Source organism: Streptomyces sp. NPDC007971 (genome assembly GCF_042958635.1).
Lineage (GTDB): Bacteria > Actinomycetota > Actinomycetes > Streptomycetales > Streptomycetaceae > Streptomyces.
On record NZ_JBIBJK010000023.1, the window covers coordinates 126,521 to 146,367 of the forward strand.

At 70.5% G+C, this 19,847-nt stretch carries 14 protein-coding genes, 1 tRNA gene and 1 pseudogene; 6 read left to right on the forward strand and 10 right to left on the reverse strand.

What is annotated here, in order from left to right; translation table 11 throughout:
* Positions 1–13 precede the first annotated feature (13 nt).
* Positions 14–1,522 (forward strand): M81 family metallopeptidase, encoded by a 1,509-nt coding sequence (locus ACFZCP_RS37215; protein WP_391437769.1) that lies wholly within the window; start codon positions 14–16, stop codon positions 1,520–1,522.
* 173 nt (positions 1,523–1,695) lie between these two features.
* Here ACFZCP_RS37215 and ACFZCP_RS37220 read toward each other — a convergent pair whose 3' ends face one another.
* Positions 1,696–2,079, reverse strand: coding sequence for a hypothetical protein (locus ACFZCP_RS37220; protein WP_391437772.1), 384 nt, complete (start codon positions 2,077–2,079; stop codon positions 1,696–1,698).
* 553 nt (positions 2,080–2,632) lie between these two features.
* Between ACFZCP_RS37220 and ACFZCP_RS37225 the strand changes: the two genes are divergently transcribed.
* Positions 2,633–3,571, forward strand: coding sequence for a CHRD domain-containing protein (locus ACFZCP_RS37225; RefSeq protein WP_391437777.1), 939 nt, complete (start codon positions 2,633–2,635; stop codon positions 3,569–3,571).
* 508 nt (positions 3,572–4,079) lie between these two features.
* A complete protein-coding gene (locus ACFZCP_RS37230; protein WP_391437781.1) occupies positions 4,080–4,295 on the forward strand; it encodes a hypothetical protein in 216 nt (71 codons plus the stop codon).
* 117 nt (positions 4,296–4,412) lie between these two features.
* Here ACFZCP_RS37230 and ACFZCP_RS37235 read toward each other — a convergent pair whose 3' ends face one another.
* Entirely contained in the window at positions 4,413–5,357 is a 945-nt protein-coding gene (locus ACFZCP_RS37235; protein WP_391437785.1) for a hypothetical protein, read from the reverse strand.
* Positions 5,358–5,606: 249 nt separating this feature from the next.
* Here ACFZCP_RS37235 and ACFZCP_RS37240 point away from each other — a divergent pair, with 249 nt between their 5' ends.
* Both ACFZCP_RS37240 and ACFZCP_RS37245 read left to right on the forward strand, forming a co-directional pair.
* The gene (locus ACFZCP_RS37240) at positions 5,607–6,272 is read left to right on the forward strand and encodes a VC0807 family protein (protein ID WP_391437789.1); all 666 of its coding nucleotides are present in this window, start codon (positions 5,607–5,609) and stop codon (positions 6,270–6,272) included.
* A 582-nt stretch (positions 6,273–6,854) separates the two neighbouring features.
* A complete protein-coding gene (locus ACFZCP_RS37245) occupies positions 6,855–8,354 on the forward strand; it encodes a S1 RNA-binding domain-containing protein (RefSeq protein ID WP_391437795.1) in 1,500 nt (499 codons plus the stop codon).
* A gap of 117 nt (positions 8,355–8,471) precedes the next feature.
* Here the strand turns inward: ACFZCP_RS37245 and ACFZCP_RS37250 are convergent, their stop codons facing one another.
* Entirely contained in the window at positions 8,472–10,052 is a 1,581-nt protein-coding gene (locus ACFZCP_RS37250; RefSeq protein WP_391437798.1) for a hypothetical protein, read from the reverse strand.
* 237 nt (positions 10,053–10,289) lie between these two features.
* A complete protein-coding gene (locus ACFZCP_RS37255; protein ID WP_391437803.1) occupies positions 10,290–11,906 on the reverse strand; it encodes an ADP-ribosyltransferase domain-containing protein in 1,617 nt (538 codons plus the stop codon).
* 191 nt (positions 11,907–12,097) lie between these two features.
* On the opposite strand from ACFZCP_RS37255, the gene ACFZCP_RS37260 reads away from it, so the two are divergent.
* Positions 12,098–12,775: a macro domain-containing protein gene (locus tag ACFZCP_RS37260; protein ID WP_391437813.1), complete on the forward strand. Its 678-nt coding sequence runs from the start codon at positions 12,098–12,100 to the stop codon at positions 12,773–12,775.
* Between the two features lie 487 nt (positions 12,776–13,262).
* On the opposite strand, the gene ACFZCP_RS37265 is transcribed toward ACFZCP_RS37260, so the two are convergent.
* From ACFZCP_RS37265 to ACFZCP_RS37290, 6 genes and pseudogenes are all read right to left on the reverse strand, one after another.
* Positions 13,263–14,477, reverse strand: a complete 1,215-nt coding sequence (locus ACFZCP_RS37265) for a cytochrome P450 (RefSeq protein ID WP_391437828.1) — start codon at positions 14,475–14,477, stop codon at positions 13,263–13,265.
* A 701-nt stretch (positions 14,478–15,178) separates the two neighbouring features.
* A pseudogene (locus ACFZCP_RS37270) lies at positions 15,179–15,277 on the reverse strand.
* Between the two features lie 408 nt (positions 15,278–15,685).
* Complete coding sequence (locus ACFZCP_RS37275; RefSeq protein WP_391437833.1) at positions 15,686–16,444, reverse strand: SDR family oxidoreductase; 759 nt, start codon at positions 16,442–16,444, stop codon at positions 15,686–15,688.
* 159 nt (positions 16,445–16,603) lie between these two features.
* Positions 16,604–17,290: an SDR family oxidoreductase gene (locus ACFZCP_RS37280; RefSeq protein WP_391437837.1), complete on the reverse strand. Its 687-nt coding sequence runs from the start codon at positions 17,288–17,290 to the stop codon at positions 16,604–16,606.
* Positions 17,291–17,849: 559 nt separating this feature from the next.
* Entirely contained in the window at positions 17,850–19,277 is a 1,428-nt protein-coding gene (locus ACFZCP_RS37285) for an alkaline phosphatase family protein (protein ID WP_391437842.1), read from the reverse strand.
* A gap of 403 nt (positions 19,278–19,680) precedes the next feature.
* A tRNA-Met gene (locus ACFZCP_RS37290) sits at positions 19,681–19,755 on the reverse strand.
* Positions 19,756–19,847: the final 92 nt, after the last annotated feature.

The following is a 19,847-nucleotide window of genomic DNA, read 5'->3' on the forward strand; positions in this document are numbered from 1 at the left end:
CAGCGGAGGAGCCATGCCAGCATCCCGTCCCGTGATCGCCGTCGCCGGTCTCGGCATCGAGTCGTCCACCTTCTCCCCGGCCCGCACCGAGGCCGCCGCCTTCCACCCGCAGCGCGGCGCCGACGTCCTGACCCGCTATCCGTTCCTGGCCCCCGGGACGCCGTTGCGCGCCGCCGCCGACTGGCGCGGGGCGCTGGTCGGCAAGGCCCTGCCCGGAGGCGCGGTGACGGCATCCGCGTACGCCGACCTGTCCGACGAACTCATCGTGAGAATCAAGGAGTTCGGCCCCCTCGACGGCCTCTGGTACGACATCCACGGCGCGATGACCGTCGACGGCGTCGACGACGCGGAGGCGGAGCTGCTGGCCCGCATCCGCCGGACCGTCGGTGCGGACACGATGGTCTCCACCTCCATGGACCTGCACGGCAACGTCTCCCGCGCCCTGGTCCACCTGACCGACCTGATCACCTGCTACCGCACGGCCCCGCACGAGGACGTCCTGCAGACCAAGGAGCGCGCCGCCCGCAACCTCGTCGCCCACCTGCGGGGCGGCGGAACCCGGCCGGTCAAGGCGTGGATCCCGGTGCCGGTGCTGCTGGCCGGTGAGCAGACCTCGACCCGCATCGAGCCCGCCCGGAGCGTGTATGCGGCCGTCGGGGAGGTGGAGGCCACCGAGGGGGTGACGGACGCGGCAATCTGGGTCGGCTACGCGTGGGCGGACGAGCCGCGCAACCGCGCAGCCGTGGTCGTCACCGGACCTGACGAGAACGCCGTCACCGCCGGCGCCGAGCGGCTGGCCCGCGCCTTCTGGCGGGCGCGGCACGACTTCGCCTTCGTCGCCCCCACCGGCACCCTCGACGCCTGCCTCGACGAGGCGCTCGCCTCGGTGGCGCGCCCCTTCTTCGTCAGCGACACGGGAGACAACCCGACGGCCGGAGGCGCGGGCGACGTGACGTGGGGACTTCGGCAGGTACTGGCCCGCCCGGAGTTCCGGGGCCCGTCCGGCCCGACCGTGCTGTACGCCTCTCTGCCCGGACCGGCCGCGGTCGACACGGCCGTGCGGGCGGGCGTCGGCGCCACGGTCACCGTCACCGCGGGCGCCGAGAGCGACGACCGGCACTCCGGACCGCTCACCATGACCGGTGTGGTGCACGCGGTACGGCACGGCGACCGGGACGCACACACGGAGGTGGTGCTCCGCGTCGGCAGCGTGTACGTGATCCTGACCCGGCTGCGCAAGCCGTACCACCACGAAGACGACTTCACCGGCCTGCAGCTGAACCCGCGCACGGCCGACGTGGTCATCGTCAAGATCGGCTACCTAGAGCCGGAGCTCTTCGCCATGGCCGCAGGCTGGCGGATGGCACTCACACCGGGCGGCGTCGACCAGGACCTGCTGCGGCTCGGTCATCACCGCATCCGCCGGCCGATGTTCCCCTTCGACCCGCAGATGCCCGAGCCGGACCTGACGGCCCGGATCGTCGCCTCCGCCGACCGTCCGCTCGGCGGACCCGAGGAGTGAGACGGCCCGCGCCCCGCTTGCCCCACGCCGCCCACCCCGTCGCGCTTGCCGTACCGCAGCCCGTCCCGCCCCGTACCGCCGCCCACCCCGTTCGCCGTCCCGCCCCCGCAGCGCGGACGGGCCGCGGCGCGGGGGCGGGACGGCTGCTGACGAGCCGTCGGCCCAAGCCGCTGTCAGCACATGTTCTGGACGGACCAGACCGGGGCCCAGCTTCCGTGGGCGTCCGAGGAGGGCGCGCCCTTGGTGGTGAAGATCAGCTTCTTGTTCTTGTCGAACATCTTCGTCACCGTGCCCCGGGTCTGGTTGTTGTACCAGGAGCCTCCGCGGCCCATGCCGTTGGGGATCTCCTGCCTGTAGCAGTCCTTGTACTTGAATCCGAGCTGCTTGAAATCGGCCTGCTTGTAGCCGCAGAAGTACCCCTTGGGGCAGTCGGCCGGCGCGGACCGCACGGCAGGCTGAGCGGCGCTCGACGGGGCCGTGGACAGCGCCACGGCGGCCAGCGCCCCGGCGGCCACGACAAGCCGCCGCAGAGATGTCCGGCGGGTGGAGTTCAGCATGTGAGTTCCCTTCTGTACCTGCTCGACGAAGGCGGAACCGGGTGGAGCGGAGCGGCGGGGTCGCGGCGCGCGACCCCGGCTGTCCCTCCACCGGACCCCGTGGGCGTCCGGCGTTCCTGGCCCGGGGCGCCCTGGGGCTCGCATCACTCATCCCAGCGGTCCGGCGCATTGTTTCGTCAGTACCGTTCGGACGGGCAAACAATGGCCGCAGGCGGTTCTGACGGGGTCGCGCGGCGCCCGCATCGAGAAGAGGGTCAACTCGGGGTGGCGCACCGGAGTGTGGGGTGGCGCGGGTTGCCGTCAGGTGCCGGTCCGTCCGGAGGCCGGCCGGGTCCGTGCCGAGCGGTCGGCCCGCGCACCCGGCTGCCGGAGCTCGACGAGGAGACCGTCGAACTCGCCCACGAGATGTTGATCATCCGATCCGGTCGGCCGAACCTGTGACGCGCGCCACTAGTCTGGACTGAGTCCAATCCGAGATTCCTTCCGTACTCATGCACAGAAGCTGACGCAGGGGGCGTCAGCCGAGATACGGGGAGCAAAGAGAATCATGGGTATGAACAGGATGTCCTCGGCGCGCCGCAAGGGTCTGACCACCGCCGCGGTCGCGTTGGCCGCTGTCGGCGGCATCGCCACCGCGGTGATCCCGGCCTACGCCACCGAGGGCCACACCGGCAAGGACACGACCATCCTCGCCACCAGCCTGCGAGGCGCCAACGAGGTGCCCGTCGCGGGCGGGCCCGCCGTCGGGGACAAGGACGGCGCCGCGCTGGAGTTCATCAAGGTCCGGGGCGACAAGGTGTCCGTCGCCGTGGCCTGGCGCCACATCGGAAGGCCGACCTCGCTCCACATCCACGAGGGCGCCAAGGGGACCAACGGCGGCGTCAAGATCGACTTCGGCGGGCTGCTGCACAAGGCCAAGGGGCACACCGTCACCGGCACCGTGAAGGTGAACGACCCGGCGCTGCTCAAGAAGCTCACCACCGAGCCCGGTTCCTTCTATGCCAACCTGCACACGGCGCAGTTCCCGGGCGGCGCCGTCCGCGGCCAGCTCCACAGGATCACCACGCCCGTCACCTTCCGCGCCGCGACGCACAGCTTCCAGGCCTCCGTGGTCAAGGGCAAGCAGATCTACCAGTGCAAGCCGGCCGACGGCGGTGGCCACGCCTTCGCCCAGCGGGACGTCAACGCCCTGCTCGGCGGCTCCATCCGGCACTCCTCCGTCAAGCCCAACTCCGGCACCCCGCAGTGGATCGCGCCGGACGGCAGTGCCGTCACCGGTGCCCTCATCGGCAAGACACCCAACGGCAAGGGCAACATCCCCGAACTCGACCTCAAGGCCACCGGGTCGGGCAGGCACCACGGACTGCTCGCCGGCACCGCGGAGATCCTTCGGCTGAACACCGTCGGCGGAGCCGCCCCGGCCGGATCCTGCACCCCGGGCTCGATCGCCGCGGTGCCCTACCAGGCGGACTACATCTTCGTGCAGCGCTGATCCCGGCACACAGTGTGCTGCGGCGGCGTCTCCCCGACCACCCCCACGGGGACGGGGGAGGCGCCGCCGCCCACGTACGGCTTCATCCGCCCCGGGCGACCCGGCCAGGGAACGCCGCATCGAGCGTCGTCATCGCCCTCTGCCCGGGACGACCTGTGCCGACCGGGCGGCAATTCCCCGACCGGGCGGCAATTCCCCGGCCGGGCGGCAATTCCCCTGCTGACGGAGGCCAGTTACCGCCAAAACCCTGACCGATCGCCTGCGCAGCCTTCGCATCGGGAATGTTCCCCTTCCGGAGACAGGAAAGGACGTCGCGGTGCCGGGGCGGTCGCGGGAAGGGCCATGGTCATTCCGCAGGACATCGTGTTCCACCTTCCCTTCGCACCGGAGGTCAGTCCGGACGCGGACGGCGCCCGGCAGCGCAGCCTCGACTGGTGCCGACGTCAGGGACTGGTCGCACACCCCGTCGACCGGGAGCGTTTTCCTGCGCTGGGACATCGCCGGGCTGATGGCGGCGTGGGTCCCGCGGGCCGTGGGCGACCTGCTGGACCTGACGGTGGACGCGGTCGTCGTGGCCACGTTCCTGGACGACCAGTTCGACGGCCCGCTGGCCGCCCGGCCGGGCCGCGTCGCCGCGGCCTGCCGCGCGTTCACCGACGTGATCGCCTCGGGCGGCGTCGCACCGGCCGGGATGGACGTGCTCCACCCGGCACACGCGGCGTAGGTGACGGTCACGCTCGAACGGTGCGTGGCTCTGGAGGTCGGTCAGGACTTCTTCCGGCGCCGGGGCCGGGCTGCCGGTTCGGGGAGGGTGACTCGGCTGCCGGGCACAGGGACGTGGTCAGGCTGATGTTCCGCCGGCTGCGGCCCACCGGCCGCCGGTCACCTCACGTGCGACACGGCGCCACCGGCCATCCCCGCCCGGCAGCGGCCAGGTCCAGGTCGGCCGTTGCGCCGTGCGCAGTTCCTGCAGGCGCCGGGCGAGGGACGGTCCCGCGACGGCGGCACCGTCCGGCACGGCGGCGCCATGGACAGTGCGCAGGTCGGCGAAGCGGGCCAGTTCGGCCTCGTAGAGGTGCACCGCCTCCTCGGTACCCGCGACCACCTCATCGCCCGGTGCGGTGCGATGCAGGTTCAGCAGGGCGGGCGCGGTCGACTCGGCGATCGCTGCCGAGAGCCGTGCATGACCGTCCAGAATCAGATGGCAGTCGAGTCCGCTGACCCACCACAACAGGACGGGCGGGAGCGTTCCGTCACGAGCCTGCTTGCGGTACGCCTTGACCCGGCTGTCGTCGGCATCGGGCATCGGGCGCAGAGGGAAGATCTCCCACGACCCGGAGTGGACGAACCAGTCGATGTATCCGTCCGGATGGCCGTCGACGAGCATCGACTTCCAGTACTCGCCCTGCGGCCGGCGGCCGTGGTTCCAGCGCAGGAGCGGGCTCTCGCAGGACATCAGCCACCGCCCGTCGTGCAGCGGACTGCCCGGTGAGCCGAGCAGGTGCTCCATGAAGCGGTAGGCCCAGCGGTCCGGGCTGCCGGCCAGGGCCCGTGCCGTCCCGGCCCGCAACGGCGGGACGGGGGAGCGGTAGGCGTCGGTGCGCCAGAAATCGACTCCTGCGAGATGCTCGTCGACATCGGCGAGGAGCACGGGCCGCGACTGCTGCGCAAGCAGCAGCCGCCGCTCGGCACTGAACAGGCACAGACCTGGCCGGCGGCGTTCCTGTACCTCCAGGGACAGGCCCGTCCATGTGCCGTCGTCCCGAATGATGTCCGTGCGCCGCATGCCGGGACCATAGTCGGCGCACGCCCTCGACCGCACGGCTGTTTGCGCCGGTGCCCGAGTCGCTCACGGTCCGGCGCGTGCGGCGGTTCCCCCGTCAGGCACGGCCCGAGGCCGGGCCGCGTGTGTCTGGACCCCGCACCGGGGTGGGTCTGGACCCACCCCATCCCGGCGGCTGGCGGCATGGTCCGTGTTCATGCAGGTCCGTAGCGTCGAAGACATCCAGAACGGACACGGACAAGGGTGAAGGACATGACCGGGACGCACATCGTGGACAAGCACATGAGGTCGTCGAACGGACCGCTGCTGCAGAGCCTGGGACTGAACGTCGTTGCGCCGCTTGCCGTGTTCTACGGCCTGCGAGCGGCGGGGGTCGGCCTGTGGTGGGCGGTGCTGGCGAGCGCCGTCCCGCCGTTGGCGGAGGGGGTGCTGACCGTGGTGCGGGAGCGGCGCGTAGGGATGCTGGGCGTCCTCGTGCTCAGCCTCGTGATCCTGGGCGCGGCGCTGTCGGCGGTGACGGGGAGCGCGCGGTTCATGTTCGCCAAGGACGGCTGGATGACGGGGGTCGTCGGGCTGGTGTTCCTGGGCTCGCTGCGCGGACAGCCGATCATCTACCGGATCCTGTCGTCGGTGGCGAGGGGTGACAGGCGTGCGCAGGTGGAACGCAGCTGGGAGGCGTCGCCGACCTTCCGCCACGTCATGCGGCTGCTGACGGTGGTCTGGGGTGTGGGTCTGCTGCTGGACTCGGTGGTGCGGGTGGTCCTCGCGTACACCCTGCCCATCGACTCGGTGATGCTGTGGACCTCGCTCCAGTACGTGGCGCTGTTCGTGTCCCTGGAGATCTTCAGCAGGCGCTACGGGCGGAAGCCGGCCCGGATCGCCGCCATCCACCAGGAGGCCGGGACGACGCCGGCCTGACGGGTCACCATCGAGAGGTGAATCGTTCATCGAGCGCGCTGCGGGGCGCGAGGAAAGGCCTGCCGGCCACTGGATCCCGTGGTGCTGGAGCTGGCGCCTCGTCTGATCATCGTCCGGCGCTGCCGGAGACGCCTCGGCTTGCTCGCCTGGGACTGTCTGGGATTGCAGTGGGGGTGTAGTGCCGACGGGGGAACGGCACCACACCCCAACGAGAGCAGCCTACCGGCAAGTAGAGGCCCGAGACCACTCCCTCAATGATGTGCGTAGGTAAATATCTTGATTTGCAACAGGTCCTGCGCGGGGGAGGCGGCACGGCTGACGGGACCGGTCGCGGCACGCGCTCCTCGTACACCGACGGCGCAGCAGTGGGTGACGGTCACACCCGCCGGACAGCGTGGGCGCATGCTGCTCCGTTCGGCCTGGTGCGGCACGGAATTCTCCTTTGCCCAAGCATGTCGTGAGGGGCGATCCTCGAACCCCGGAGCCGGACCGGGCGGCAAGGGGTTGGACAAGGGGGCGCCTGCGCTCCCGATCACGACAGGGGTCGTTGCGCCGGCATCGTCGACGACCACGGGGAGCACCATGCTGCGTTTCGTCCACCGGATCACCAAGTACGACCCTGCCGACCGCGACGAGCGCGGCAGCTACATCGGCACCGAGGACTCGACGAGCGACCACGGCCCGGTGGAGGCGGCCTACCTGCAGGCCGTCGAAGCCTTCGCCGAGGCCGCGGGCATCGATCACCTGGTCGTTCGCGAGCCGCAGATCGGCCCCGCCCGGTTCGGCAGGGAGCAAGCGGTCCCGGGCCACGGTCTTGACGGCCTCTTCCCGCCCGACCTCAGCGGGTTCCACGACGGCGCGGAGGTGTCCGTCCGGGTCGGTCTGGAGCTGGTCCGGGCCATGCTCCGCGACAACGGTGCCTGGTGCCGCCTGGAGGTCGAGGACGCGTTCGCCGTGCACGTGGGGTGGGACCAGTACGTCTATGTCGGGAGCGACAGGCCCTGCCCCGAAGCCCTTGCGCAGGCCCGGACACTCGGCCTCTTCCCGGAACGCCTGGATGCCTCGCCCTACGATGCGGCCCACGACGAGGAAGCCGGCGTGCAACGGCCTGCCGACGACGACTTCTGGGCCCGACTGCGCCTTCCCTTCGCGGGGCGGCAGGCAGCCATTTTGGAGGAGGGGTACGTCGACAACGCCTCCCGCTGGCACCGCCTCACGGAAGAGACCCTCGACGCGGTGCGCGCCAGGCTCACCCCTCGTGCCAAGCTGACCGTCTGGCCGGACCTCTGCGCCGACGTCGGCGCGGTTCTCGCCGCACTGCCGGAGGAAGGCCCGGTGGAAGTCGTCTGGGAGGACGAGGACGGATCGATCACCAGCACGATCGCCGACGAGACCGAGTGCCGCGCACTGGCGGCCCGGGTGGGGGGTGCACGGGCCGCCGCTGCGTGGCCCCTGTATGTCGACGCACGTCATCCTTTGTGCACCGCTGTCGTGCCCGACAGGGACGGGGTGTTGCGCGCCAGATGGCGGACCGAGCCAACTCCCAGCGACCGGTGCTGGGCCTTTCTGAAGACCCTGCGCCGTGGGCAGACCGTCACCGGCGTGGTCACGGAGATCGCCGACTTCGGTGTCACGTTCGTGGACATCGGCGGCTTCACCGCAATGATCAACGGTCCGGAGCTGTCCTGGAGGCCCATCGACCACCCGTCCGACATCGTCGCGGTCGGGAAGACGGTTTCCGCAGAGATCCTCGACGTCGACATGGTGAGAGAGCGCGTACCGCTGTCCTTGAGGGCCTTGCAGGAGGACCCGCTGACGCAGTTCGCACGGCGGGTCGGGCAGGTCGTGACCGGTGTCGTGGTCGGACTCCTGCCGTTCGGCGCCCTGGTGCGTATCGAGGAAAGGAAGGACGGCTTCATCGGGCTCGTACACAACAACGAGCTGTCCGAGGAACCCGTCGCCGATCCCGGGGCGGTGGTCCGGGTCGGCGACCCGCTCGTCGTCAAGATCCTCCAGGTCGACCTCACACGGCGCCGAATCACCCTGTCCCACCTGCAGGTTCATGCCCCCGGAGGATCCTGACCGGCCGGGCACGCCGGCCCACGCCCCGGCGTGCCCCGTCCCGGTCCGGGGCACCGAGTCCGGCCGGCGCGCGGGTGCTTCACCACCGGCCGCACACGAACCGTCCCGGGTGGCGGATCAGCTTCCGTCGCGTACGGCGGCCAGACCGTTGAACACGCCGACGTACGCGGTGCCGTCCGGGCCCACCGTGATCGGCGCCCAGTTGTTGTCGTATCCGATGCCGGTGCCGACGAGCTGCTTCCAGCGGGTGCGTCCCGTACGGAAGTCCACGGCGGTCAGGTACCAGGCGTCGATTCCGAGGGAGTTGGGGTCCTTGGTGTAGAGATAGACCAGCCCGTTGCCGGTGGACAGCTTCGGCACGACGGAGGGCGAGCGCTCCGCGCTCTCCCACACGGTGTCGCATCCGCTGCCGTCGCGCCGGACGTCGATCCGGGTGACACCGCCGACGACGCTTCTGCCGAAGGTGAGCGACGTGATGTTCTCGTAGCCGTAGTTGTTCTCGACCACGAGGCTGTTGCCCCAGCTGATCAGGGAGTTGTCCGTGGTGGATGCACCCGCTTCGAAGACGGGAATCTCGCACACCAGCCGCCGCTCGGCGGGGACGTCCGCGCCGCGCCGGTAGACGAGCACATGCATGCGGTCGTCGGCATTGTCGGTGATCGCGACGTAGCGGCCGCCGTCGCCGAAGATGTCCGGGGTGGTGCCCGAGCCCTGGTTGACGGACCCGGGCTTGGTGCCGGTGCCGCGGTCGTAGGTCTGCCGCCACACCACGGCGGGTGTTCCGTCCGCGGCGGCGGTGAACTCGTACAACGCGTGGTCGGAGACGATCGACACACCGTCGGCGGCGACGGAGAAGGAGTTCTGGATCTCCTCGTCGGCCAGCCGGATGGAGCGGATGGTCCCGGTGGCGGGATCGACGGTGCCGATGCGGCCCTGCCGGGTGACCCACCAGATCCGGCCCTGCCAGTCCGGCATGACGGAGGTGACCGGGTCGCAGGTCCCGCTGGGGTGCAGATTGGTCCAGGTCACGCAGTCGTGGGGAACCTGTCCGGTCAGGTCCCAGTCGTCGGAGACGGTGAACTCCCAGCTGCCGTCCGGCTTCTGCCGGTGCACCAGCCGGACGATGTGCTGCCGGGAGTCCGCGAGGACCAGGCGGTCCTCGTTGTCGAGGTACGAGTACGCGCCACCGGAGGTGTCCTTGAAGATCCGTGAGAAGTCGAGCCGGGTGATCGCCTCCACCGTGGACGGGCGTTGCGGCAGCCTGTACTCGGCCAGAGTCGCGAGGGTGTTCGGATCGAGCAGCTTGACCAGGAACCCGCTGAACGTCCCGCACACGGTGACGATCCGCCCCGCCCGGTCGAACGTCACGTTGGCGCACTCTCCACCCAGCAGCGCCATCCGCTCACTGCCGACCTGCGGGTGAGCGCCGAGCGGTCCGGACCACGGGTAGGTGGCGCTGCCCCAGCCGTCCGCATGCATCCCGGACCGGCCGTTCGCGGCGAGGTAGGGGTGCTGCGGGGGCTGTGTGCCGGGCAACGGCTGCGCGACGGCCGGGGCGCCGGCATAGGCGTCGACCAGACGGTGGCCGGGCGCCTCCGGTATCGGCTCGGCCAGGGCGGGCGTGGGCCCGGCGACGGCCGTCACTCCGGCCAGGGCCAGGGTGACGGCCAGCGCACGGCAGATCGTCCTGCGGGACATGCGGCTCCTCGGGATGCGAACAACAGGTGGTCGCGCCGCCGTGACCATAGGAGCGCACCACCGAGGAGTCCACACAAACGTGAGGATTGTTCATGATCTCGCAATGACAGACGTGCCCGTGGCGTACCAGCAGCCACCCTCGCCACCCCGCCCGGGCCCCGTGGAAGCGCCGCCAGCCCGCCGGGCCCGGTGGCAGCACCCTTGCCCCGCCGGGCCCGGTGGAAGCACCGTTGCCCGTCAGGACACCTGGGTCTGCTCCTCCAGCTCCGTCAGTCTCACCGTGCACAGGCCGCCGCGCTCGCTCTTGACCTCCGTCACCTTCAGCTGCGTGCCCGGCAGAAGGATGAACTCCTCCTCGCCGGTGAACGCGGAGAAGTCGCGGATGCCCACGGCCCGAGCGGGGGTCACCTCGAACAGCGTCCGCTTGCCGCGGCTGCCGAGAAACCCCTTGGCCACGCCGAGCTCGGACGTGCACGAGGACACGCCCCACCAGGTCACGGTCCGTCCGAGCGGGTACTGAGGACGGAGGTCCAGCGCCACCCCGCGCCACAACGGCGCACCGCGCACCGGGAGTTGCGACACGGCCGAGAACAGCAGCCGCAGATACGACAGGTACGGGACGACCCTGGACCGGTCCGGGGAGCGCAGGACGGCGTTGATCTCCCGGTAGAACGCCGACTCGCAGGTGTACAGGTAGAGGGCGGCGATCGCGTCGGCGGACAGCCCGTCGGACGTCTCGTCCGCACGCCGCTTGCCGAACTCGTGCGACAGGTCGACGTGCCGGCCCAGCCCGGACAGCAGCGCCGCGACCGGCGCGACAGCCTCGCGGAAGTCCAGGACGGGGGTGTCGAACACCCCCGTGATCGCGGGAAGGGCGAGCCCCTCGTCCCTGACGCTGGAGAGCCGGTCGAGATAGAGCTGGTGCAGCTCCATGGTGGAGGCGATGAACGCACCCATGCGGTCGGCCACATCTCCGTCCGCGCCGCTGGTCTGCGCCGTGAGCTTGTTCCAGCCGGTGCTCGGGAGCCAGTCGATCTCGTCGGCGCCCAGCGAGGCGAGGGCGGCGTTCACCGTGGCGAAGTGGTCGCCTTCACAGAAGATGTCGCCCTGGGCCGCCGGGTTGGCATGGTCGATGTGCCGGACCTCTACCTCGGGATACTTCTTCTGGAGGTCGAGAACGACCTTCTTCAGGCTGCGCGCGTGCGCTCCCCACCAGGCGAAGACGACCCCGCGGTCCTCGTCGTCGGCGGTCTGCTTGGCCTTGAGGATCTCCTCGACGATCCGCTCGGCGACCGGCCGCCAGAACCGTGTGTGCTGGTCGGTGCCGATCGCCCCGTCGCTGCTGGCCGTCAGCGCCGCGTTCAGCAGCAGGACGCCCTGCGTGAGCATCGCCTGGAACCACTCCGGCGGCTGGACGGTGTCCTGCTCCTTCAGCAGCGCACGAATGTCGGCTATCGGGGTCTTCTTGGCAATGCCGTACTTCCACATCGCAGCCGCCTTGATGATGCAGCGGATGCTGACGACCCTGCCGAACTGGCTGTCCTTCCAGTCGTGGAAGGTGTTGTCGAACATGGCGATACCGGTGGCGCTCTCCGGCCGCGGGTACGGGTTCTGGCCGAAGACGACGACCTTCCACTTGTGCGGCGCGTTGGGCTTGAGCGCCTGGAAGGTCAGTTCGCGGACGGGGACGACGTCCGGGCTGCGACCCGGGCCGATGAAGGCGGCGGCGTTCGGCTGCGACTCGATGACCGGCTTCAGCAGCGGAAGCCACGGTTCACCGCCGCCCTTGAACAGTTCAGCCAGGGCGAGCGGGTCGTTCGGGTCGGGCGTGGCGGAGGCGTGGGCATCGCTCATGGTGAAAGGGCTCCGAGAGGTCGAACTGTGCTGGTGGAAGGCCAGATCGGCGAAGTGCCAGTGAGGATATGTCAGCCCACTGACAGTCCCCTGGAGTTCGGGGGACGGAGGCTAGGTTGAGCGGCGTCGCTGTCAGTGGCCCGCGGTAGCGTTCGGATCAGTTGAGAGACCGTTCCCGATCGGAGTGAACCATGACCGCAGACCGCGAGCAGTCGCAGCTCAGGGTGGTACTGACCGACATCAACAGCGCAGTGGTGGAGTCGTGGCGAGCCGCTTTCGCCGACACCCCCGGGATCGAGATCCGCAAGGGCTCGATCCTCGCCGAGGACGTCGACGCCTGGGTCAGCCCCACCAACGCGCGGGGCCGGATGGACGGCGGGGTCGACGCGGTCATCAAGCGGCATCTCGGCGCGGGTATCCAGCTGCGGGTACAGAAGGCGATCCGCAGCCGGTTCGCGGGCCATCTGCCGGTGGGCAGCGCGGTGTGCGTCCCGTCCGGGGCGGTCGTGCCGAGGTTCCTGATCTCGACGCCGACCATGGAGACGTCCTCCCAGAACGTCAGCGAGACCCTCAATGTGGCCCTGGCCTGCGCCGCCGCGTTCCAGGCGATCCACCAGCAGAACAGGGAGGCGCCGGGGAGCATCCGGTCGGTGGCACTGGTCGGCATGGGCGCCCAGACCGGCAGGGTGCCGGCGCGGGTGTGCGCCAACCTGATGTGGACGGGCCACACCCTCTTCAACGACCACTCCTTCGACGACTACGACGACCTGCGCAGCACGATCGTCGCGCAGCTGGACGACATCGAGAGCGCACCTGTGGACAAGAGGGTGCGCATAGCACCGCCGAAGCGCGCGACGCCGCGCCGCTGACGAGGCCTGGGACGGCCGTGGTTTCGCACCCGCGCCGGAGCCGACCGCCTCAACCGGCCACAGATCCAGTCAATTCGAGGGGTGGGGGAGGTGAGGGTGTCTCACCTGTGGGAGGAACACCCGTGCAGCCCGCCGAACAGGAGGAACCCGAGCAGTCGGCTCACTCAGGCGCTGTGCTCGGCGGGGCAGGCGGTGGAGGAGTCACTGGTGACTCAAGGGCGACTTACTGGAAGGCGTCCGGGGTGACTCCATAGGGACTCGCTGGGAGGCCTCCGCGGTGACTCTATGGGGAATCACCAGGGGGCGTGCACAGTGACTCAGCAGGGACTCATCAGGGGGTGGCGTCCACCGGGAATTTCCTCCCGGCCGCGCCCAGCGGGGATGGCGATGTCGTGCCGGTGAGCGTGCCGGCGGCCCACGGTGAACCCGCGGGCCGCCATGAGTCATCCTGCACGGCCGGGCGCAGTGCTGCCGAGCCGTCCCGGTCTCACCAGGTGACCGGTAGGTGGAGGGGGAAGCGACGGATGGTCCCGGTGTCCCATTGGATCTCCTCCGGGGCCACGTCGAGGCGCAGGTGGGGGAAGCGGGTGAGCAGCCCGGTGACCGCGCTTTCGAGTTCCGCGCGCGCGAGGGGCGCGGCGAGACAGTGGTGGCCGCCCCAGCCGAACGTCATGTGCGGATGCGCCGGGCGTTCGAGGTCGAGGACGTGCGGGTCGGGGAAGACGGCCGGGTCACGGTTGGCTGCCAGGTAGGACACGTGGACGTAGTCGCCCGCGCGGATGGCGGTTCCCTCCACCTCCGCGTCCTCCAGTGCGATCCGCGGGATGCCCACGCCCTTGCGGAAGGGGATGAACCGCAGCAGTTCCTCCAGCGCGCCGGGGAATCGGTCGGGCTCGCGTGCGAGCGCGGCGCGATCCTCGGGACGGGTCAGCAACAGGTAGGCGATGTTGCTGATCTGGCAGGTCGCCGTGTCGTTGCCGCTGAGGATGAGCGTCACCGCGAGAACGGCCAACTCGTCGTCGCTCAGGGGCGCTTCACCCTCCGGTACGGGGGCGGTGGCCATCGTGCTGAGCAGGTCCTCGCCCGGTGTGCGCCGCCGGTCCGGGATCCGTTCGGTGAAGTACGACCGCAGGAGGGCCTTGGCGTCGGCCGCGTCCTGCCGGGCGTCCGGGGAGGTGGCCAGCAGCCGCATGGTGCAGTCGCGCAGGTGATCGCGGTCGGACTCGGGGACGGCGAGCAGCTCGCAGATCGTCTGGTGGGGCAGCGGGACCGACAGATGCTCCACCAGATCCGCGGGCGGCCCCGCCTCGGCCATCGCTGTGAGGAGCCGGGCCACCACCCGGTCCACGGCGGGCCGCATGGCCGCCACGCGCTCCCGTGTGAACGCCTGGGCCGCCACGTGCCGCAGCCGGGTGGCGTGCGGCGGGTCCGTGACGTTGATCGACTCCGGCGACACGATGGGCTCGGGTGTCATCCTCGGGTAGTTGCGCCCGACGATCGCCGCCCGGCTGAACTTGGGGTCGCACGTCACCTGGCGTACTCCGGCGAAGCTGGTGACCAGCCACGCCTCTGCCTCACCGTAGGGCAGCCGGATCCGGCAGACCGGGCCGTTCTGTGCCAGCGCGGCCAGCGAGGGGTCGAACTCCAGGGCGTCGGCGAAGTCGAAGGGGCAGGAGCGATCTGCCGTGTCGTGGAACGTCATGTGGGGTCCTTAATGCGTCGCTCGGCGCGTCGCTTTCGAGAGTGCCGGCCTTTCCCGCGCTGCCCGTACAGCGTCCTTCTGGTCACCCGTGTGGGCGGAAGGCGTTGTCCGGGCAGCAGCAGAGAACAGGGTCGAGAGGCTTGTGGTGCCCGAAAACCGATCTCTTGAAGTCCATCACCGTGTCGCGGACGCCGCCCGTCGAAGCCCGGCTGAACCCGGTCGGCCTCGAAGGGGCGTAGGTATGACCGGGGGTGTCGCCGCGAGGGGCCGGCCGGTCCGTGAGGACCAGGGCTGTGCTGCGGCTCTCGCCGTGATGTGGGCAGGCGTGGGTCCGGTCAGCTGTGCTGCCTGGGTGATGGCCGCCCAGTCGGCCACCGTGGTGATCTGCCGAGCAGTGGCAGCGGTGTTCGGGGCGGTGGCGATCGACGTGACGCCTCGTGCCTGGAGCCGGCATCGGAGGGGAGTGATGTCGCAGAGCGGATCCCGTCCGGCGGGAGAACATGGGTGCGCCGCCTGGGGGCTCGCGGGACATGGCGCCCTCCCGGTCGTACGGCCTGAAAGAGGTCATCCGTACCAATATGCGGGAGGGCGACCGACCTCGCAGATCAGGAGCTTCAGGCAACGATCTGGCCGTTCGAGGGTTCCTCGGAACTCTTCGGGCAGGGCGTTTTCCCCCTTCCGGGGTACCGAGTGCGTCCGTTTGGCGGAGAGGGCAGGATTCGAACCTGCGTGGGCCTGGTGGGGCCCGACCTTGAGGCGTGGCTCGCTGGTCCCCGATCAACCACTCCGGGCACCTCTCCTCGCTCCCGGCTCCGGCGGTGTCCCGAGCCGTTCACGTGAACAAGACTGGCAGGAAGCGCTGACGGGCGACCGACGTGCCGCTGATGCGCGGGTGCGGGGGCTGTCGTGGCGGCCGGCAGCCCGCAGGCGCACAGGAGCCGACGCACGAGTTCGTGCGGGAGCCCGCAGCAAGCCCTGGGTGCCGGGTCCCCCGGAAACGACCTGGCTCAACCGGACGGCGTGACCGGGGACCACACGCCGAACCACTGCTCGGGGAGGCCCGGGCGGTCGACACGGAACTGCTGGCCGTCCGTGCCTCGATCGCCGAGGACCTTCGTCGATGGGCCAGCTGACTTCGTCCTTCCGAAGGCGCCGACCTGCCGGCCCAAGTGCCCGGCCGTCCCGCGGAGTCCAGGATGCCGCGGCTCTCAGCCGACCAGTTGCTGGCCGCCGTCGATGTCGTACGTCGCGCCCGTGAGTGCCGTGTTGGTCATGAGGTGAACCGCGAGTGCGGCGACGTCGGCCGGTCCGACGACGCGGCCGATCGGGAGTGTGGAGCGCAGTTCCTCGCGACGGGCGTCGAGTTCGTCACCGAGAAGCCTGGCCGACAACGGCGTGTCCACGAAGCCGGCGGCGATCAGGTTGACCCGGACCGGCGCGAGTTCGAGCGCGAGACCGGCGGTCAGTGCGGGCATCGCCGCGGTGGTCGCGGGAGCGATCCCGAGGCCGGCACGGACCCGCCGGGCGCCCGTGCCACCCAGGAGCAGCAGCGTGCCGCCCGGCCGTACCGCGTCGGCCGCATGGCGCGCGACCTCCAGCGCCAGCACCATGTGCCCGCTGATCGCCCGGCGCGCCTGGTCGGAGTCCATGTCCAGCAGGCGCCCGTAGGACGGCTGTCCGGCCGTGACCATCACGTGGTCGACCGGCCCGGGCAGCTGCCCGAAGAACTCCTCCAGCTGTTCCGGCTCGTTGGCGTCGAACGCGGCGGTGCTGAGCGCGTCGGCCTCCGTGGCCGCTGTGCGCAGACGTTCGGGGTCCCGTCCGGTGAGAATCGCCCGCGCACCCTCGGCGCGCGCATGCTTGGCGGTCGCCAGCCCGATGCCCGCGCTCCCGCCGATGACGACGAGGGTCTGTCCGAGCAGGGCCGGTGCGCGGGGGTTGTACGCCGCCGGTGACTCGACACTCATGAATCCTCCTTAGCCGGGGCGGCCCGGAGGCTCCTGCCGGGGTGGGGGTGGTCCACCGGCTCTTCGGCGGTACCCGGAACGATCGGGAGGTCACCGGGGGAACCGGTCGATCATCCGCTCATGGCCGGCTTGTCCCGTCAGCACGGGGCAGGCCGCCCCTCACTCTTCGGGCGGCTGCGACAAGGCCTGTTTGACCTGCCTGGTCCGCTCGTCGGCCAGGACCTCGACGCGGTCGTTCTCCAGAGCCTCCAGGGTCTGCTCCGCGACATCGGCCGCGCTGATCTTCGGTGCGTCGGTGAAGGAGCTCAGATCCGTCTCCACGAAACTGGCGTGGACCCCGACCACGAGCGTCCCCTGGTCGCGCAGGGCCTGCCGCAGCGCGCCCGTCAACGACCACTGGGCTGCCTTGGAGGCCGCATAGCCGGGGTACTCCGGCCGTGCGGCCCAGGAGGCGGCCGACAGCATGTTCACCAGTGCGCCGCCGCCGTTGCGGGCCAGGACGGGGGCGAAGGCACGGGAGACCGCCCAGGTACCGAAGTAGTTGACGTCCATCGCCTCGCGCGCGCTGTCGAAGGAGCCCGTCAGGAGCTTGGTGTCGAAACCGCCCACAGCGGCGTTGTTGATCACAATGGTGACGTCCTGCGCGGCGGCAGCCGCCGCGGCAACCTCCGCGGGCTCGGTGACGTCCAGACGCACCGTGGTGAGGTCCTGTTCGCTCACGGTCGCAGGATCGCGGACAGCGGCGTAGACCTTGGCCGCTCCGCGGTCGATCAGCGCGCGGGCGAACGCGCGGCCGATGCCCCGGTTGGCCCCCGTCACCAGGGCGATCGATCCCTTGATCTCCATCGCGCTTCCCTCCTGCTGGTGACTGCCCCACTCGGTGGGCACCGGAGCCGGTCGCGTACCCGGCAGACAGCGGGCCACAAGGGATGCACCCGTGCTCCCGCGGCTGCCCGCCGCGGCCCCAACGCGCCGGGCCCCATCGCGCCGACCGGACAGGCAGCCCTACGGGTCAGCGGCGCGTCCAGGAGCCCGTTCACTCCACTGCCAGCCTGCACCAGATGCCGCCGCTTTGCATGTGCCCGGCGGTGCCACGCCCGCGGAGCGTCGGTGGACCACCGCCGACCTGCGTCTTCGGTCGGGATGGCGCTCGATCAGCCGTGCCAGGTCGTCCAGCCCGGCGAGGACGCGGGATGCCGGCAGCTCGTCGATGACGAGTGGTGAAGAGCGGCAGCCGCGCGACTCCGGCTTCCACGTGGGCGTCGATGAGGCGCTCGTCGTCCCCCGGGACGTTGTGGACGACACGGGGACACCGTCGGCGACGGCCCTCTGCGCCAGGACGCCGGGCCGGCCGGGTCCGCGGCGGTGAGGGCCCGGACACGCGCGGTCCGGGCCCTCGGGTGTGTCACACGTGCGGACGGCTGCCCGGCTCCTGATGCGGGAAGGTCTGGTCCGCTCCGGGGAGCGTCGGCTTCGGCAGCGTCGCCACCTCCTCCTTGGCCTTCTCCAGCTGCTCCGCCGTGTCGTCGGGGAGCCCGGGCGGGCCGGGGCGGGCGTCGCTGAAGCGGAAGGCGGTCGTGAGGTCACCGAAGGTGGCACGCCGCCAGTTGCTGATGTTCGGTTCCTTCACCCCGGTGAACCGCTCCAGGAACTGCAGGGCGGACGTGTGGTCGAAGGCCTCGGACGCGACCCAACCGCCCACGGTCCAGGGCGAGATGATGATCGCCGGCACCCGGAAACCGCCGCCGATCGGCAGACCCTGGATGTACTCGTCCGGCGTACCCTGCGGTGCGGTCGGCGGGGGCACGTGGTCGAACAGCCCGTCGTTCTCGTCGTAGTTGAGGATGAAGGCCGTCTTGCGCCACACCTCGGGGTTCGACGCGATCGCCTCGATCTTCGAGGCCACGAAGTCGGCACCTGCCGCCGGGAGGTAGTCGGGGTGCTCCGACTGGTAACTCGTCGGCATGATCCAGCTCACCGCCGGGAGACGGTCGCCCCGGGCGTCGTCCTCGAAGGTTCCCTCGGGCTGCGGGTGCACGCCTCGCTCGTACAGGTCGGAGCCGGGCCGCGCGTTCCTGAACGTGGCGAACTGTTCGAGCATGTTGCAGCCGTAGTCGTCGTCCTGCTGGTACACCTTCCAGCTGACGCCGGCCGCCTGGAGCCGTTCGGCGTACGTCGTCCACCGGTACGGTCTCGGCGCGGCGTTGCTGATGACGGGACCGCCCCGGGTGCCGCCCGGGTCGATCGAACCGGTCATCCACATCAGGCGGTTGGGCCAGGTGGGGCCGAACACCGAGCAGTAGTAGTTGTCGCAGACGGTGAAGGTCTCGGCGAGCGCGAACTGGAACGGGATGTCCTCGCGCGTGTAGTAGCCCATCACATAGGGGCCGTTGACGCCGTCGGCCTTGCGGTGGGCGGGCAGCCACTGGTCCATCCTGCCGCCGTGCCAGGCCTGGTGCTGCACGGACCATGCGTGGCTGGTGGACGGGATGGCCTGGGCGCTCGACGTGTGGGTGTCGAGATGGAAGGGGAGCAGATAGCCCCTCGGGTTCACGGCGTCGGGCTGGTAGAAGACCGAACGCCCGTTGTCCAGCCTGAGAGCGTCCGGGTCACTGAAGCCCCGGACGCCCGAAAGGGTGCCGAAGTAGTGGTCGAACGACCGGTTCTCCTGCATCAGCATGACGACGTGCTCGATGTCGCGCAGCGAGCCGCCCTCGGGGGCTCCGGCGGCGACGGCTTTCTGGACGCTCGGCGGGAGGAGGGAGAGCGCCGCGGCGCCGCCCAGCGCGCCCGCGGCCGAACTCAGAAGTCTACGGCGTGTCAACTCGGCCATGGTTGCCCCTTCTGGAGGGAGAGAAGCTCACCGGAGTGACGGCCGGCCCGGCGAAAAGGCGGACCGTCGATCACTCTCCGCCCAGGGCGACGCGCGGCATCAGGGGGCGACGATGAACATGTGGCCAACGCCCGGAAAGGGGTTGGCCAAGCCGTGACTCCCAACACCCGTGTGTTGCACGGTTGTTGCCGTACGTTGAGAAATCGATGGCAGGTGCATACATTTGGGTGCGGTCTCGGGCGGCCCGGGCAACTCCGATCCACCGCGACCCGGTGACCCGCATGCCCGTCCCATACGGCCGGCCGGCGGATGCACAGCACGTGACGCGGCTCCGGTCGGCTCGTGACACCACGATGCACAGGGCGCCGGCCCCTCGACCTGAGGTCGAAGGGCCGGCGTTCGGTAGCGGGGGCGGGATTTGAACCACGCGACCTCTGGGTTATGAGCCCAGCGAGCTACCGAGCTGCTCCACCCCGCGTCGGCGCGCCCAGCGTACGCCACGGTGATCGACCGGCCAGGGATTTACCTGCCCACCGCATGTCACCTTCCTTCAGGCGCATGCATCCCACC